We start from the raw sequence: 16,852 nt of genomic DNA, 5'->3' as shown, positions 1-16,852 counted from the left end.
CTTCCGGGTAGAGTCAGAGGTTTATTATTTTTTTCTGCCCGCAGGTCAGTCTCGGCTGACGGTATGGGTTTCTATGTACTCAAAATTGATGTCCTCTCCGAGGCCGGGGCGATTCGAAAGATGTACAAAACCCTGCTCATCCATCGGGTCAACGATGCTGTTGAGATAAGCGGCAGGTTCGTCGTATTCAAGGAAGGGGTGCAGCAGGCCGCGTTCGTACCAGCGACAGTTGCGGATTGCGCCGACCACCGCAAGACTTGCCGCGCCGTTGCCGTGAACTTCGCAGTCCATGCCAAACGCTTCCGCCAGACTGGCGACTTTCATGCACGGCGAGATCCCGCCGACGCCATTTGCGCCAGCGCGTAAAATGTCGCAGGCTCCGGCTTTTACCCAGTCGGCACGGCTGTGATGTTTTCCGCCCAGGCTTTCCGGTCCGATAACGTCGATCGACAGGTTTTCCGCCAGCCACGCGTAGGACGCCATGCTCTCTTCTTCCATCGGCTCCTCGAACCACGCGAAGTTGAGTTTTTCCAGCGCCTTACCGATGGTCAGCGCCTGACTGCGGCTGTACCAGTGATAGCCGTCGAGCATCAGTTCGATATCCGGCCCGACCGCTTCACGCACGGCGGCGCAGGCTTTGATGTCCATTTTCGGGTCCGGCGCGAATGCCACCGGAGGCATCCAGGTGTGCAGCTTGATCGCCTGATAGCCGCGCGCTACCAGCTTTTCGGCAAACTGCCCAAACTCGTCTGGCGTCGACAGCCCGCCTTTCAGCTCATCGCCGCACATGGTGCTGCCATAGGCCGGCACTTTTTCGCGGAATCCGCCCAGCAGTTTATGCACCGGCATATTCAGTTTGCGGCCAATTAAATCCCATAGCGCCTGCTCGACGAACGACAGCGCGCGCTCGGTCAACTGGTGCGCACTGCCGCGCTGCCAGTGAACCAGATCCTGCCAAAGACGTTCGCGGTCGAACGGATTTTGACCAATCAGCACTTTTCTAAAGAAGGCATTGACCACGTGCGGACGCACGACTTCCGGCGGCGCAAACGAATAACCGCAATCGCCTTCATCGGTGGAAATGGTCAACATCGCCATTTTTGCCAGACTTTCTTCACCCGGATGTGAATGACCCGCGCTGTCTGAGACACGACGCGTCGGATAAGTAAAAACAGAAACTTCAACAGAACTTATTTTCACAGCGATACCTGCCATTACTGAGAGAGTGACTGCCCGTCAGGGCGCTCCGGGATTACGGGTTCCGTCAGCTTTGTGAGCGCACTCACACTTCGTTAAAACCGCAATCCAACATTAATAAAATAGCGTTTCATTATTGAAGTTAGCCACTTTATTTGCACATTTCCACGGCTAAAAGCCGAAAATTTCGTCGTATGTTTGGGCATCTGCACGGGGGAATGTGAGCATTTTCACGAAAGCAGGGCGAAGTGTGATCTGTACAGGAAATAGGCGGAGTGATTGTGTGGGGATATCCCCACGATATCGTTGACGGATAAAGGAAATGTTCCCCGCAATAGCGCCGGGATCCCCCGGATTGAACTCACCGGCAAGATAACTTAGGATCGGCCCAATGGTCTGGCATGCGCCCGGTGACTTCTGGAGTGGAAAATGTTGCGAGTAATTGATACGGAAACCTGTGGATTGCAGGGTGGCGTTGTTGAAGTGGCCTCGGTCGATGTCGTGGATGGACAAATCGTCAACCCGATGAGCAATTTGGTGCGCCCCGATCGCCCTATCAGCCATCAGGCGATGGCGATCCACAAAATCACTGAGGCGATGGTAGCCGACAAACCATGGATTGAAGAGGTGATCCCCCGTTATCACGGCAGCCCTTATTATGTTGCTCACAACGCCAGTTTTGACCAGCGGATGCTGCCGGAAATGCCGGGTGACTGGATTTGCACTGTCAAACTGGCACGCCGCCTGTGGCCGGGGATCAAATACAGCAACATGGCGTTATACAAATCCCTCAAACTCGATGTGAAAACCCCCGCGGAACTGCATCATCACCGCGCGCTGTTTGACTGTTACATCACCGCTGCGCTACTGATCCGCATCATGGAGGAATCAGACTGGACGCCGGAAGAAATGGTCGGCATTACCGGGCGTCCCGCACTGGTCACTACCATGATGTTTGGTAAATACCGGGGTAAGAAGATTGAGGAAATTGCACAAGACGATCCGATGTACTTACGCTGGATGCTCAATAACATCAAAGAGTTAACGCCAGATTTGCGGATGACGCTCAAGCATTACCTTGACGTCTGATAGCGTTGATTATTAACTCGCCTGATCCGCTACCTTCTGCCGGCATACTTTCAGCACCAGCTGCCGCAACCAGCGGTGCGCCGGATCCACTTCGGAGCGCGGGTGCCACATCTGCGAGATGGTGATTTCGCGGGTTTTAACCGGCAGATCAAAAATCCACAGCGTAGCCTGCGCGCCATTTCTTTCGATTACCGGCTGGCTGATGAGGAAAGAAGCCGGAACCAGCGCCACCAGATCCGACGCCTGGGCGATCGCCAGTGCGGCGGAGAATCCGGGCACGACGGTGGAGATTTTACGTTCTAAGCCGTATTCAGCCAGCGCATCATCCACCGGCCCGCGAATACCATCGCGACGCGACACCACCACATGACCGCACGCGGCATAGTCGGCAGGAGTAATCTCGCCCTTGAGTTCAAGCGGATGGCCTTTTCTGACCACCCCGACAAAGCGGTCACGGAACAGTGTCTGAATACGGATTTCCGGCCCCATATTACTCAGCACGCCTATCTCAAGATCAACCCGCCCTTCCCGCAGATGCGTGGAGCTTTTTTCCGGCTTCGGTGCAAAACGCAGACAGACCCGCGGCGCCACCGCCGCCACTTCGGCGATAAGCGTTGCGCCAAATGCCAGCACAAAACCGTCGTTAGAACGCAGGATAAAGGTGCGGTCAAGCATCGGTAAATTGAGTACCGATGCCGAAGGGCGAAGCAATGCGCGCGCTTCGTGCGCGGCGTTTTGTGTGCGCTCACGGATCTCTTCGGCGTAAGGCGTCAATACCATCTGACGCCCTGCCCGCACCAGAAGCGGATCACCGGTCGTCGTGCGCAAACGGCTCAATGTCCGGCTCATGGCAGAGGCGCTCAAGCCTAAACGACGGGCAGCGCCCGCCACACTTCCTTCAGCAAGAAGCACGTCCAGCGCGATGAGTAAGTTCAAATCGGGTTCAGTCATGCCTCATGATAACTCAGGCTGAATTTTGAGAGAAGGCGTCTGGTGCAGGTATTAAGTGCAAATGCTGCGCCTTCCGCCGCATCTCACACAGGGCTATAGTGCCCGCATTCCACATTTTTGAGAGAGCATAAAGACATGGCATTATTTACCGATCAGCCGGGCGATGAAGGGCTGCCGGGCCGCGAGCGCGGTTTAGCGATGGCCGCAGTGATGACGATGACCACCATGGCCGTGTTCGACGGATCGATGGTGAACATTGCGTTGCCACAGATTGCGCGGACGCTGGACGTTTCCGCCGGTGCGACGGTCTGGGTTTCGAACGGCTATCTGCTGTCCGCCGCCATGACGCTGGCAATATTTGCCGCGCTCGCCACCCGTATCGGATTTCGCTCGCTGTTCGCCCTCGGCCTGACGGTGTTTACCTTAACTTCGGTGGGCTGCGCGTTATCCACCTCGCTGGATATGCTGGTGACCATGCGCGTTCTTCAGGGCATCGGCGGCGCGGCGACGCTGAGTATCGGCCCCGCGATCCTCCGCTCGGTCTTTCCCAACCGTCTGCTCGGGCGAATACTCGGTATCAACGCACTGCTGATTGGCACCAGCACCGCAGTGGCACCGGTACTGGGTGGCACGATTTTGTCGGCGATGAGCTGGCAATGGTTATTCGCGATCAACATCCCGTTAGGAATTATTGCGGTGATCCTGACTCTGCGCGTCATTCCCAATAATCCGGCAAAAACGCGTGAACCTTTTGATTTCGCCGGTGCATTTTTGTCGGCGGTCACTCTGGGCGCGTTAATCATGGCGGCAGACGCCTTCTCGCATCCGGGCAATGACGACCTGATGACCGCCGTAATCTACGGGCTGACCGCCATCCTCGCCGGTCTGGCATTTATCTGGCGTCAGCGCCGCGCGCCGAAGCCGCTCCTGCCACTGGGCATGTTTGCATCGTCACGCTTTTCGCTGGCGGCGCTCACTTCACTGGCTTCATTTGTCAGTCAGGGCATCACCTTTGTGGCATTGCCTTTCCTCTTTCAGAGCGTGTACGGCTATAGCGCCTTTGTTTCGGCACTGCTTTTCACGCCCTGGCCTATCGGGATTATCCTCGCTGCACCTCACGCCGGACGCCTCGCCGATCGCTATCCGGCAGCGATCATCTCAACTGTGGGTTTAAGCGTTTTTGCCATCGGACTGGTGTTACTGGCGCAGCTTCCTGAAAATCCACAAGCGTGGGATATCGGCGTGCGAAGCCTGATTTGCGGCATCGGTTTCGGCTGTTTTCAGAGCCCGAACAACCGTGAGATGTTATCCAACGCCTCCCGTGAAAACAGCGGCTACGCATCCGGCGTATTGGCGATTATGCGCACCTTCGGCCAGTGTCTGGGCGCGGCGGTAGTAGGGGTGATGCTCTCGATTATGGCAAGCCGCGGTGCAATGCAGGAAGGTCACGCCGTTCAGTTGAGTCTGTGGATTGCGGTGACAGCGACGGTGCTGGCGATTGCGATCAGCGTGAGCCGCTTAGGCAGCCTGCGCACTCACGTTCAGGAACAGAAATAACGCAACAGGATCAGCACCCATAAAAAAAGGCCGCTTTCGCGGCCTTTCTCATTCCTGCACTTCAGCGCAATTACTTAGCGTCTGGCAACGCGTAAGCGATGATGTAATCGCCCAGTTTGGTGCCGAACGAACCGTGACCGCCTGCTGCAATGACAACATACTGTTTGCCATTTACAGAATACGTCATTGGGGTGGCCTGGCCGCCTGCTGGCAGACGTGCTTCCCACAATTTGTCACCGTTGCTCATGTTGAACGCGCGCAGGTAGTTATCTGCGGTTGCTGCGATGAAGAACACGTTACCGGCAGTGGAAATCGGTGCGCCAAGCATTGGCATACCCATTTTGAACGGTAACGGAAGCGGTGAGCTGTCACGCACGGTGCCGATACGTTTTTTCCACACGATGTCGTTAGTTTTCAGATCAACGCCGGAAATGTAACCCCATGAAGGCTGTTTACAAGGGAAGCCCAGCGGAGACAGGAACGGATTCAGCGTCACGGCAAATGGCACGCCGTACTGGTGCTGGATACCTGACTCAGAACCGGAACCACCTTTATCGTTAGCGTCTGGCTCGATTGGGTTGCCAGGGCCACGTGGGATCAGTTTAGACACAAACGGCAGTGCGATCGGGTTAGCGATAGCCACCTGACGATCGGTATCCACAGAGATACCACCCCACTCGAACATCCCGAGGTTACCTGGGAATACCAGAGTGCCCTGCTCGGATGGCGGTGTGAAAGTGCCTTCATAACGCAGTTTATGGAAGATCACACGACACATCAGCTGGTCGTAGATCGTTGCGCCCCACATGTCTTTGCCGGTCAGTTTGGCTTCCGGACGGAACGTCAGTTTGGAGAATGGCTGAGTCGGAGAAACATGGTCGCCTTTCGCCGCGCCTTGTGGAACAGGCTTCTCTGGTGCATCAACGATAAGCTTACCGTCACGGCGGTCCAGCACGAAGATGTTACCGGTTTTGGTCGGTACATAAATCGCAGGGACTTTGTTACCGGATTTATCGGTGATATCCGCAAGCGTTGGCTGCGCCGGAACGTCCATATCCCATAGATCGTGGTGAACAGTCTGGTAGAACCAGGCCAGTTTACCGGTAGAGGCATTCAGCGCCAGCAGGCCGCTCGCAAAACGTTCCATTTCTGGTGTACGGTTGCCGCCCCAGATGTCCGGAGTCGCGACGCCGATTGGCAGATACACCAGATCCAGTTTGTCATCATAAGACGCTGGCGCCCATGAGTTCGGGGAGTTTGGTGTGAAGTGCTCACCGTCAGCTGGCAGTTTATTTGGCTCAGCCGCACCCGGATCGAAGGCCCACAGCAGTTTACCGCTCTCAACGTCGAAGCCACGGATCACACCAGAAGGCTCGCGGGTAGAGAAGTTATCGGTTACCGCACCGGCCACAATGATCACAGACTTAGTGATGATTGGCGGTGACGTTGGCTCGTAGTGGCCCGGCACTGCATTCGGCATATTGCTTTGCAGGTTCAGTTCACCGTTGTTACCAAATGCCGGGCAACGTGCACCGGTTTCAGCGTCCAGCGCAAACAGACGGCCATCGTTGACCGGCAGAATGATGCGGCGTGCGCACACAGCAGGTGCTGCGCCGTTCGCTGCGGTGCCTTCTGCGGCAGGCGTGGTCTCATGATAAGACACACCACGACAGGTCACGTGCTGGAAAGTCGGGTTCGGCTTGAGCTGCGGATCGAATTTCCACTTCTCTTTACCGGTCGCGGCATCCAGAGCAAACAGCTTCTGGTGCGGCGTACACAGGTAAAGCATGTCGCCGATTTTAATTGGCGTCACTTCGTCAGTGATTTCGCCCGGATCGTTGGCCGTTTTCAGGTCGCCGGTACGGAAAGTCCATGCAACATCCAGCTTGCTGACGTTTTGGTCGTTGATCTGGCTCAGAGGCGAGTAACGGGTACCGCCCTGAGTACGGCCATAGGCAGGCCAGTCACCGTCAGGAATGCCGGAATCAGATTTTGCCGGAGCAGAGTCTGCGGCTTTAATCGTGCCGTTGATCACCTGCGGGTCATTGAAGATGGAGTAACCGAGCACAGCCACGGTGAAAACCAGTGACAGCGCCAGTGCACCGCGTGCGAAGGCATTTTTAGCCGCCATCTGACGGTAAACGAACGGCAACAGGATCCACAGACCGAGGAAGAAGGTCACGTCCAGACGCGGCGTCAGCGCCCAGAAATCTGTACCTACTTCCCAGACAGCCCAGACCGTGGTGCCGAACAGGAATACGGCATACAGCAGTAATGCAGAAGCGCGACGGCGGAACAGCAGCCACGCAGTAACCAGCGATACCACACCGGCAATAATGTAATAAAGAGAACCACCTAATTTTGCCAGCCAGATACCGCCGACAAGAAGATAAATCCCGCTTAACGCGGCGAACAAAGCGGTAATTATTACGACGATGCGTGATAACGAGGCTTTCGTTTCCATAGTTGATGACCTTACTGATTTTTATAATCGTCGATTTAGGATGAGCTAAATCTTCAAGAACATCCGGTTCTCACCGGGTGTCATTCCGTGCGCACGCTGCCGACTGACACAGGTAATCTGTCGGCAACGTCGCGAGGTGCTTTACTTTTACTGACTGAAAATTCGGTATTTCATGAACACGAACTTACTGGAAGCTGTAAGAGAGCGTCGCGCCACCACCGTAGTTTCTGCCCGGCGCCGGTTCGAAGTAGCGGCCATTCCCTTCATTGACGATGACCGATCCGACATAATTTCTGTCAAACAGGTTGTCAACGCGGGTGAACAGGTCGAGCGTCACTTTGTCCCAGTTGAAGCGATAACCGGCATTCACGCTGGCCACGGTATACGCGGGAGCCTGTTCGCTGTTTTCGTCATTCACTTGAATATCGCTCATGTAGCGGACATCTGCCCCGGCGTGCCAGCCATCGACCGGTGCCCACTCTAATGAAGCGTAGCCCATGTTACGGGCGATACCCGGAAGGCGGTTGCCCGCAGGCGTGCAGTCGCCGGATCCACAGGTCTCATTGCGGAAGGTTGCATCGAGCAGGGTCCAGGCCATTTTCACGCGCCAGTTCTCTTCAATTTGTTGATCTAATGACAGTTCCAGCCCGCGACGACGGGTTTTTCCGGCGTTGGTATAGCTCGAACGTCCACCGACGCTTTGCGCAACGATCAGCTCATCGTCGGTATCTGTCTGGAAGACGGCGGCGGTCACCAGACCGTTGCCAACACGCCATTTACTGCCGAGTTCAACCGTATTGCTGGTCGACGGTTGCAGACCGAGATTCAGACCCGAGTTGCCGTCGGTACGGTAAGAAAGTTCGTTAATTGTCGGCGTTTCGAAACCTTTACCGGCGGAAATATAAGTATTCAGCGCCGGTGTCACCGCGTAGTTCAATGACGCCATTGGCAGCAGCTTGTGATAACGGCGTGAACCGCTGTCATCAGGATTGGTGCCGGTGATGTAGTAATCCGTAGAATCAAAGTTAACGGTGCTGTAGCGCGCGCCGACGTCCAGCGTCCAGCGCGGCGTCAGGTTCCACGTGGTCTGCAAATACGGGTCGAGATTCCACATCACGTTCTTTTCATTGCGGCGCTCATTGCCCTTCACGCCCAAATCGCCCTGGTCGTTGAAGTTCTCATAACCGAAACGACGCTCGGTCATGGTTTCATAATCCACACCGCCGGTAACCGAGAACGGCACGGAGCCGATCTGATCGTCATGTTTCCAGCGGGTATCCACACCGGAGTATTTACGTTCAAGCACGATCACGCCGCCCGCGTTCAGCGGATTTTTCTGCGCCGTGGCCGGAATGGTCTGGTATTGCGTGGTATGACGTTCGCCGTGATAGGTCATCAGGCTGAACTCGTCGTTCTCGGTCATCTGGCGCTGATAGCGCAGACCGACCTGCGTCTGATCGAGGCTTTTACGGGCGTTGTACTGATCGGCGCGTGTCGCCTGTTTAGGATTATCGTGCCATTCAGATTCTGTCAGGCCACCCGGATCGTTGGCATCGACGGAAACACTGTTGAACATCAGCGTCAGGGTACTGGCGTCATCAATACGTACGCCCAGTTTGCCGTTCCCCAGATTTTTCTGCGTACCGCTATGATCGCGGTAACCATCGGTGGTGAAGCGTGAACCGGAGATCAGGTAATTCACATCGCCCGCGTGGGTACCGTCGCCGGTTGCGCCGCTGGCTTTAACGCTGTTACGAAATGATCCGTAGCTGCCGAAATAAGTGCCTGCTTCAAGGGTGGCAGGTTGGGTACCGGTTTGGGTGTCGACGTTGACCACGCCCCCGGAGGCGTTACCGTAAAGTGCCGAGAACGGCCCGCGCAGGACTTCAACGCGCTCTACCGAGTTCAAATCAATATTCGAGGTTTGCCCCTGCCCGTCCGGCATGGTGGCCGGAATACCATCAACGTATATCCGTACACCGCGCACGCCGTACATCGAACGGCTGCCGAAACCGCGAACGGAAAGTTGTAAATCCTGCGCATAGTTCTGACGGTTCTGAACCTGCAGGCCTGGCACGCTGCCGAGGCTTTCGGAAAGATTGACCTGCGCTTTGCTGTTACGGAAATCCTCACCGTCGATAACGCTCACCGCCGCCGGAGTGTCCAGTTCGGACAGGCCGGTTGCACCTTGTTTTTTGATGATCATCAGTGAAGACGAGTCGGAGGTGTCATCGGTGTCGCTTTTTGGCGTATCGGTGGCTGACAGCGCGTAACTGACTGAAACAGGGCTACAAAATGACAAAAAGGTGATGATAAAAGCAGAGGTTTTGGCGTTCACTTTAGGCGTTCTTTCTTGTTAGCTAAAAGTGCGAGCTGACGGGTCGCGCTAAAATACGACGCACATCTCACTTTTAGACTTTAGGAGTAGACAAAAAACCATCAATCTGATGGAGAATCAGGAAGGCGCTAACTATAGTTATTTTCTTCCTGTTAGTACATACGTAACTTTACGAATGTAATTATTTAACAAAATTCCGCACGCAAGGTGCATTCACACGGTTTTTCAATCTTCCGATGTCCCTTAACGGGGTAAGTCTTCCTGACCGCTGCAAACACTGCACACTTATTGAGCATCGTATATGTTAAGGATTTTCGCCACTCTATAAGGAAATTGCGAATACCTCCCAGAGATATAAACAAAATTAATTAAGTCTCATAACAACAAAATTAATTGCAAAACAACGTTTGAGAGATTGTCTAAAGTTAAGTAATGAAAGGTAAACAAAAAAGAAGATAATCCATTTGTGGTGCGCCGCAAGGGTAATATTGTTACTCTTCCCCCGAAGTCTGAGCAGGGTAATAATTATCCTTGTTCTTGCAGAAAATAAGAACAGCATTCATTTAAAATGTAGTTCACGCTATTTTTCTGCATTCACCCTCAACACCAGAGGAAATAAAAATAACGTACGAATATATTTAATGCGACCACACCAGGTCTGAAGTTTTATACCTGCCATTTTAAACACGTAGTTTTATATACCTTAGTAAAGGGAAGTATTTTATGAAGAAAATCGCTGCCATGTTAACACCGTTACTGGCGACCACCGCGCTGATGTCAGCCCCTGTTTTCGCAGACGATACGCTGAATATAACGCAGGAAATAACGGCCAGCATGTGCTCAGTCGCAACCGACAGCCTGACTCATCAGCGTGAGGCAATGAGTTATAACGATTTCGTCAGCGCGGCTTCGGTCAGCGATTCGTTGGAACTGACGCTTGAGAACTGTGCTGCAGGTGAAACACCTTTGGTTACCGTCTCAACACTGGCTACCAGCTCTTCGGCACTCAGCATGGCGGTAGGATCCGCAGAGGGAACGTACGCGGACCCGTCAAGTGAACCCGTTGCGCTTATTGGCAGTACGGCTGATGCAGGCGGCAGCTCCACCGCCACTCTGTACTATCAAATCACACCTCAGGCTGGCATCACCCATGCCAACGCGGTAGAAGATCATACCTTCACACTGACCTTAGCCCACTCCTACAACTGATGAGGGATAACCGGGGAAATATTCATTTATTTCTCCGGTTGATGACATAATGAAAAAACGTAATGTATTTCTTACCGCGCTATTATTATGCTCATCTCTGAGCGTCAGTGCCGCCGTACAATTATCTTCCAGCAGAATTATATTTAAGCAAGAGCAAAAAGAAGCCACCCTTAGCCTAAAAAACACTTCATCCAATAAATCATTCCTTATTCAGGCATGGATGTCAGACCAGGAAAACAACAAACTTACATCGTCACCTTTTTTGCTCACACCTCCACTCTTCAAGATGGCTCAGAATAGCTCGGCAAATTTACGGATAATTAACTCAGGGAGACAGAACTTTTCGCAAGATAAAGAGACACTTTTCCGTTTGAATCTCCTGAGCATCCCCTCTCAGACTGATGCGGAAGGTGCCAAACTCGTTGTGAATAATCAGAGCATCATTAAATTTATCTATCGTCCTGCATCACTTAGCGATCACGATGCTGCTCTGGCGTATCAGAAATTACAGATCAAAAGCGACGGGAAGTATCTTACATTGACGAATCCGACCCCCTATTACGTCAACATCGGCCAGATCTCACTCAACGGTGCAAATCTCGGTGCAAATGGCCTGTCTGTTCTGGGGACGGTCCCCCCCTTAGGCGCAGTCACGCTGCCTTACAATGCGGCATTACGCAATGTCACGCTGACGGCCATCGGTGACCGTGGTGCTCTGCTTACGCCACGTTCCGTCCAGCTTCGCTGAGAGTTGAACCGTGAAGATAAGAACAGGACTATGGATGGCCTGTGCGCTCACTACGCCCCTGGCGTGGGCGGAGGATTCTTTCTTCGATCTCAACAGCCTCGAGATCAGCGAAGAAGAAAAGCGTAATCTCGCCAGTGACTTGCGTATGAGCGCGGGAAAGCAAATCCCCGGTAGTTATCCGGTGAACATTTATGTGAACCGGAAGTTTGTCACACACCAGAACGTAGTATTTATCCAGCAAGATGAACAATTTATACCGCAGCTAACGAAGCCGCTATTGCAGGACATGAGGCTGAGAACGCATACCTTGCCGGGCCTTAAACACCTGGCAGATGACCAGCCTGTCAGCGACATCACCAAAGTGCTGCCGGGTACCCGTGTTGAAGCCGATGTGCTTTCCGGACGCCTGAACATCACCGTACCCGCCGATTATTTGCTCCCAAAAGGCGAAACGTTGCCGCAGGAATGGGATCACGGCCTGCCAATGGTATTCACTAACATCAATGCCAGTGGTTATCAGACCCAACGCCAGAACGGACGTGACAGTGAAAACCAGTACGTGAATCTCACTAACGGCGTAAATCTGGGCGCATGGCGGATACGTAACAAAAGTTACTATCAGAAGACCGCTTACTCGGCGGCTTTTACTTCAGATAAAACCTGGATCAGCCGCGACATTCACAGCCTGCTCTCACGATTCAGTGCAGGTGAAACGGAAACCACAGGGCTGGTTATCGAGAGTATTCGTTTTATCGGTGCCAGCCTGGAATCCGTCTCAGCCATGCAATCTTCTCGTGATAATGGCTTTGGGCCACAGATTCAGGGTACTGCCTTAAGCAATGCCACCGTACAGGTGAGCCAGAATAACCGCATGATTTACCAGACATTCGTGCCACCGGGAGATTTTGTTCTTCGCGATGTGAGCGTGTCTAATGCCGGAGAGCTGGACGTGAGTGTGACGGAAGAAGATGGCACGGTGCGAACCTTCACCGTACCTGTTTCCACATCGGCAACCTTGCTGCGCCCCGGAAATATGAAATACAGCCTGAGTATCGGGCAGCATGATAACGATACGGATACCTGGTCAGACGGCAGTTCCCGCAACGTGACACACCGTGATGCCCGTAAACGTTTCGTGCAGGGTGAACTGATCTATGGCGCGAATAACACCGCGACTGTCCTGAGCGGCGCATTGATGAGTGAGGATTATCAACACGCAGCGCTTGGCATGGGTCTTAACTTAGGGAATCTGGGATCGCTGACGCCGATTGCCGGTGGCGCAAAATCTGTGCTGGCCGATGGCAGCGACAAACAAGGTTATTTTACGCAGTTGACGTACCAGAAGTATTTAACGCCAACGCAAACTTATCTGAGCCTGAGCCGGGCAAACTACACCAGAGATTTTTACACCTTTGACGACATCAACCAGTATTCCACGACCTCTAAAAAGAATTCGGTAAAAAGTACAACCTCCCTCTCCGCTTCGCAAAATCTGGCCGACTGGGGGACGTTGCGCATCAGTGCTTATGACAAGAAATATTACAACATGCAGAGCGACCGGCTGAGTTACTCTGCAAGCTGGAACACGCAAGTCCTGGGGTCCTCGCTGACGCTGAGCGTTAACCGCAGTGAGAACAAATATACCCAGGTGACAGAAAATATTATGGGTGCCACCGTCAGCATTCCGTTCAGCATTTTCTCCAGAAATGCCCCCTCAGCCAGACTTTATAACAGTTACACACAGTCCAGCCGGGGTAATAATTCACTGACCAGCCGGGTAACCGGTTCTGCCAAAGACTTACCGCTGGATTACAGCGTTTCGCAGAGTTTTGATCGCACCACCGACGGGCGCCACTCCCGGAGTCAGGCCATCAGCGCGACCTATTCTTCCCCTGTCGGGCAAGGCATGTTGGGTTACAGCAACATGAACAGTGAAAGTCAGAGCTATCAATGGCGCTGGAAAAGCGCCGTGGTGGCTCATCCCTATGGCATCACCCTCGCGCCTAACATACTTTCTGAATCAACTTCCGCCGTGCTGGTTAAAACAGAAGGCAGTGCAGGGGTCAAAGTCAAAAACCGGCGAGATGTGGTCACCAACCGGAAGGGCCACGCGATCGTTCCCACCGCGCAGGCATACCGCCAAAGCAATATCAATCTGGATGCCAGCTCTTTTGGTGATTACACCGAAATATTGGATACACAAAAAACGGTGATCCCAACGCACGGCGCGCTGGCTTTAGCCGAGTTCCAAACCAGCGTCGGTTATCGGGTACTTTTCGCCATTACACGCAACGGAAAACCTTTACCCTTTGGCTCAACGCTGGCAAACGACGCGAACAGCATTGCTAACAGTGATGGCGAAATATATGTCAGTGGCGTTAAAGACAGGCAAATACTGACGGTTAACATCGGCGAAAAGAGTGAATGCATTGTGACGTTCGACAAAACGCAGGCAACCGAACATAGCGGACTGTATGTCCTCAACGCGCAATGCTTGTAGGTATTCACCAAAATACGCCACACAGACCGGAATGAAGCCATCGAAACAACTGGCAATCAATGTCGTTTATGTCATCAGTGCGTCACGCCGCTGTCAGAGCCAGACGCGCATTGTGGCTGCACACACTGATGTTATTTCCGACTCCACGAGGTAATTGCCATGCGTTTTCGTTTAGCTTCAACATTCATAGTAGCCGCTGCTGCGGCTTTCGCTTCTCAGGCGGCAACGGCTGCGCCGGTGAAAAATATTGTGCTGGTTCACGGTGCGTTTGTAGGCGGATCGGGCTGGCGTCCGGTCTACGATATTCTTACCCACGACGGCTATAACGTGACGCTGGTACAGGAGCCGCTGACGTCCTTCGCGGAAGATGTGGCAGCTACCCAACGTATTCTGGCGATGCAAAACGGCCCGACGATTCTGGTCGGCCACAGCTATGGCGGCGCGATCATCACCGAAGCGGGTAACGATCCCCACGTCGCCGGGCTGGTTTACATCGCCGCACATGCGCTGGATAACGGTGAAACAGAAGCGATCAACGGCAAAAAATTTCCTAACGCGGCGCATCCATTTGCAAAAACGCCGGACGGTTTCCTCTACATCAACCCGGTTAATTTCCCTTCTGACTTCGCCGCAGATTTACCTTTGAAGCAGGCTGAGTTCGAGGCAAAAGCGCAAATGCTGACCTCCGCCAGCGTCTTCACCGCCAACATTCCCGATCCGGCGTGGAAAGTGAAACCCAGTTGGTACATGGTCGCAAAGGCCGACAAAATCATTAACCCGGATTTAGAACGTATGTACGCCAAACGCGCGCACAGCCACACCGTAGAAATCGCTGGCGCCAGTCATTCGGTGTATGAATCGCACCCCAAAGAAGTCGCGGCGCTGATTGAACAGGCGGCATTGGGCGCGAAGTAAAAGGGTAAAACCTGTCCCCGCTAGGCTCTGCGCGTTAACGCAATCATCAGGGAAAGGGCGTAAACGACACTGCCCAGAAAAGCCGCGGGGACGAGACTGTCATACAGGTGCCCTGGCTGGGCATCTGAGTACAAGACCAGCGCCACCACGGAGATGCCCATCATCGCGCCGGGCATGTGGATCCAGCGGGTTAAGCGCTCTTTTTTCGCTTTGTAGGCGGCAAACTCCTGGTTTGTCCGATCCAGCGTGTTACTCAGGCGCTCGCCGTTTTCTTCGTTGTTTCGAAACTGCTCAACCAGGCGGCTATTTTCATCTTCCAGCTCAGCGATTTGCTTGCTCAGTTTCGCCTTTTCATTCTTCGCATTCTGCACTTCATACTCTTCGAGCTTGAGGCTGGCACGCAGTTGGCTGATTTTGAGGTTGGCCTGGGCAGTCAGTTCCTTTTGCTGCCCCAGCAGGGCGTAATTCCCGTCAGCACGACGATTGGCGGCGTGACGTTTATCCTCTTCCTCCCGCAAACGGCGCGACGAATCGACTTCCAGAACGGTTAAACGCTGTTGCAACCTGTCACGCGCCGCTGCCATGGCGGCCATCTGACTGCCGGTATAGGCAATCAGGCGGTTGGCGGCCTCGATTTCTAGGGAGCTGGAGCTCCCGGCTGCACGCTGACGTGAACGCAGCAGCGCCAGTTCGTCGGCGTGTTGCTTTTTTTGTAGGTCAGACTGGCGCAGCAGCTCGCTTACCCGCGTGTTCAGACGGTACAACTCCGCTTCCATTCGTAGAACATCTTCCTTGTTGCTGCTGCCGGTCTGGTGGCGTGCAACGGCGAGTTCGTGAGTCAGGCTGCGCAGCTGTTTTTCCAGAGAGGCGAGTCTTTCGAGCGTGACGGCAGTGTCTTTATAAACGGTTTTTACTTCTGCCTTACCCGGCTCGGCGCGGTTGAATCTGACGCCTCTGAGCGCGTTTTCCACTTCGCGGGCGATGGTCGTTTTATCCATAGCCTTCATCCGGTTGCACGCGCTGGCCAGGAAAGTGGCTGCTTCGTGGCTGTTACCGGTTCCAAATGCTTGTTTGATAAGGCTCTGTATCACGCTCATGTTTGTCGCGCTCATTTGCAGTAAACGTCAGGGCAGGCGCGTTTTGCACCGGTTTACTTATTGTATCAGATAGGATTTATTTTATTTATCGGAGATATTCTGGCCAGGGGAAAGGGGCAGTAGTGATTAACTAAACGCACTCACTTCACATCCCCACCACCCGTAAACTCTCCACCCCTTTCGCACCTGATATCAACGCATTCTCGCTGTCGGCGAGCGCTGTCGGACCGGCGATCAAAAGCGTGTAGCGGGCATTGAAGTATCTGTTTTGTTTATGCGCCTGATGGAGATGGTCGAGGATATTTCGCGTATCCAGCAGAACCACTAAATGGCGGGCGTGAGTGCTGAGCTCGTTAACGCATAAGTGATCCTCGCTCAGAAATACCGCGCCCGTCTCCGACACGCCAAAACGCGCCCTTACCACGCCGACGTCCACCTCTTTCAGAGATGATGCCAGTGTTTCGGCATGCAAAATGCGGTCACCGTTAACCTGTGGTGTCGCAGAGCAGAAGACAGAACCGGCGGGGTATTTGGCGCGGAGATAAGCACTCAGCGTGGCGGAACCGGTGGCCGGTGAATGCAGAAAGGTGTCATCCCATATTCCGCCGGTCAGGGTTAGCGCGCGGGCAAAGGCGTCGACCGGATCGTTCAGGGCGTCGTCATGCGGGAACAACGCGTGGATGAATTTATGCTGACGGAGGGCAGTCAGGAAATCGCTGCGGCTCATGCGCTATCCTTATCTGACGGAGGAAAACAAAGCCGGAGTCAGGTTTCCCCGCTCCGGCTC

General features: G+C 53.8%; 12 protein-coding genes. 6 read left to right on the top strand and 6 right to left on the bottom strand.

Annotated features, from left to right (window positions below; translation table 11 throughout):
- Nucleotides 1-45 precede the first annotated feature (45 nt).
- Nucleotides 46-1,200: a mandelate racemase family protein gene (locus TU92_RS00135; RefSeq protein WP_112164076.1), complete on the bottom strand. Its 1,155-nt coding sequence runs from the start codon at nucleotides 1,198-1,200 to the stop codon at nucleotides 46-48.
- 426 nt (nucleotides 1,201-1,626) lie between these two features.
- Here TU92_RS00135 and exoX point away from each other — a divergent pair, with 426 nt between their 5' ends.
- Nucleotides 1,627-2,286, top strand: coding sequence for an exodeoxyribonuclease X (gene exoX / locus TU92_RS00130; protein ID WP_112163953.1), 660 nt, complete (start codon nucleotides 1,627-1,629; stop codon nucleotides 2,284-2,286).
- A gap of 12 nt (nucleotides 2,287-2,298) precedes the next feature.
- Here the strand turns inward: exoX and TU92_RS00125 are convergent, their stop codons facing one another.
- Nucleotides 2,299-3,237: a LysR family transcriptional regulator gene (locus tag TU92_RS00125; protein ID WP_112163952.1), complete on the bottom strand. Its 939-nt coding sequence runs from the start codon at nucleotides 3,235-3,237 to the stop codon at nucleotides 2,299-2,301.
- A gap of 135 nt (nucleotides 3,238-3,372) precedes the next feature.
- Here TU92_RS00125 and TU92_RS00120 point away from each other — a divergent pair, with 135 nt between their 5' ends.
- Nucleotides 3,373-4,794, top strand: a complete 1,422-nt coding sequence (locus TU92_RS00120) for an MFS transporter (protein ID WP_112163951.1) — start codon at nucleotides 3,373-3,375, stop codon at nucleotides 4,792-4,794.
- A 70-nt stretch (nucleotides 4,795-4,864) separates the two neighbouring features.
- On the opposite strand, the gene TU92_RS00115 is transcribed toward TU92_RS00120, so the two are convergent.
- Together TU92_RS00115 and pqqU are read right to left on the bottom strand one after the other, a co-directional pair.
- Nucleotides 4,865-7,258, bottom strand: a complete 2,394-nt coding sequence (locus TU92_RS00115) for a glucose/quinate/shikimate family membrane-bound PQQ-dependent dehydrogenase (RefSeq protein ID WP_112163950.1) — start codon at nucleotides 7,256-7,258, stop codon at nucleotides 4,865-4,867.
- Between the two features lie 184 nt (nucleotides 7,259-7,442).
- Nucleotides 7,443-9,596, bottom strand: coding sequence for a TonB-dependent receptor PqqU (gene pqqU / locus TU92_RS00110; protein ID WP_112163949.1), 2,154 nt, complete (start codon nucleotides 9,594-9,596; stop codon nucleotides 7,443-7,445).
- 723 nt (nucleotides 9,597-10,319) lie between these two features.
- Between pqqU and TU92_RS00105 the strand changes: the two genes are divergently transcribed.
- The 4 genes from TU92_RS00105 (at nucleotide 10,320) to TU92_RS00090 (ending at nucleotide 14,968) form a co-directional block, all read left to right on the top strand.
- Entirely contained in the window at nucleotides 10,320-10,805 is a 486-nt protein-coding gene (locus TU92_RS00105) for a hypothetical protein (RefSeq protein WP_112163948.1), read from the top strand.
- 49 nt (nucleotides 10,806-10,854) lie between these two features.
- Nucleotides 10,855-11,553, top strand: a complete 699-nt coding sequence (locus TU92_RS00100; protein WP_112163947.1) for a fimbrial biogenesis chaperone — start codon at nucleotides 10,855-10,857, stop codon at nucleotides 11,551-11,553.
- A gap of 10 nt (nucleotides 11,554-11,563) precedes the next feature.
- Complete coding sequence (locus tag TU92_RS00095; RefSeq protein WP_136627570.1) at nucleotides 11,564-14,053, top strand: fimbria/pilus outer membrane usher protein; 2,490 nt, start codon at nucleotides 11,564-11,566, stop codon at nucleotides 14,051-14,053.
- Nucleotides 14,054-14,212: 159 nt separating this feature from the next.
- Nucleotides 14,213-14,968, top strand: coding sequence for an alpha/beta hydrolase (locus tag TU92_RS00090; RefSeq protein WP_112163945.1), 756 nt, complete (start codon nucleotides 14,213-14,215; stop codon nucleotides 14,966-14,968).
- A gap of 20 nt (nucleotides 14,969-14,988) precedes the next feature.
- Here TU92_RS00090 and TU92_RS00085 read toward each other — a convergent pair whose 3' ends face one another.
- Both TU92_RS00085 and TU92_RS00080 read right to left on the bottom strand, forming a co-directional pair.
- Nucleotides 14,989-16,065 carry a coiled-coil domain-containing protein gene (locus TU92_RS00085; protein WP_112163944.1) on the bottom strand — a complete coding sequence of 359 codons (1,077 nt, stop codon included), beginning with the start codon at nucleotides 16,063-16,065 and terminating at the stop codon, nucleotides 14,989-14,991.
- A 145-nt stretch (nucleotides 16,066-16,210) separates the two neighbouring features.
- Nucleotides 16,211-16,792 carry an LUD domain-containing protein gene (locus TU92_RS00080; RefSeq protein WP_112163943.1) on the bottom strand — a complete coding sequence of 194 codons (582 nt, stop codon included), beginning with the start codon at nucleotides 16,790-16,792 and terminating at the stop codon, nucleotides 16,211-16,213.
- Between the last annotated feature and the right edge of the window lie 60 nt (nucleotides 16,793-16,852).

Origin of the sequence: Rahnella inusitata (assembly GCF_003263515.1) — a bacterium.
Classification (GTDB): Bacteria; Pseudomonadota; Gammaproteobacteria; order Enterobacterales; family Enterobacteriaceae; genus Rahnella; species Rahnella inusitata.
The sequence above is the reverse complement of the archived record's forward strand: the minus strand, read 5'-3'. Positions and strand labels throughout refer to the sequence as shown.

Excerpts from the sequence above, each read along its gene's own strand:
- TU92_RS00120 (WP_112163951.1), top strand. The coding sequence starts at position 3,373 with ATGGCATTATTTACCGATCAGCCGGGCGATGAAGGGCTGCCGGGCCGC.
- TU92_RS00125 (WP_112163952.1), bottom strand. The coding sequence starts at position 3,237 with ATGACTGAACCCGATTTGAACTTACTCATCGCGCTGGACGTGCTTCTT.
- TU92_RS00090 (WP_112163945.1), top strand. The coding sequence starts at position 14,213 with ATGCGTTTTCGTTTAGCTTCAACATTCATAGTAGCCGCTGCTGCGGCT.
- TU92_RS00080 (WP_112163943.1), bottom strand. The coding sequence starts at position 16,792 with ATGAGCCGCAGCGATTTCCTGACTGCCCTCCGTCAGCATAAATTCATC.
- exoX (WP_112163953.1), top strand. The coding sequence starts at position 1,627 with ATGTTGCGAGTAATTGATACGGAAACCTGTGGATTGCAGGGTGGCGTT.
- TU92_RS00100 (WP_112163947.1), top strand. The coding sequence starts at position 10,855 with ATGAAAAAACGTAATGTATTTCTTACCGCGCTATTATTATGCTCATCT.
- TU92_RS00115 (WP_112163950.1), bottom strand. The coding sequence starts at position 7,258 with ATGGAAACGAAAGCCTCGTTATCACGCATCGTCGTAATAATTACCGCT.
- TU92_RS00085 (WP_112163944.1), bottom strand. The coding sequence starts at position 16,065 with ATGAGCGTGATACAGAGCCTTATCAAACAAGCATTTGGAACCGGTAAC.
- TU92_RS00105 (WP_112163948.1), top strand. The coding sequence starts at position 10,320 with ATGAAGAAAATCGCTGCCATGTTAACACCGTTACTGGCGACCACCGCG.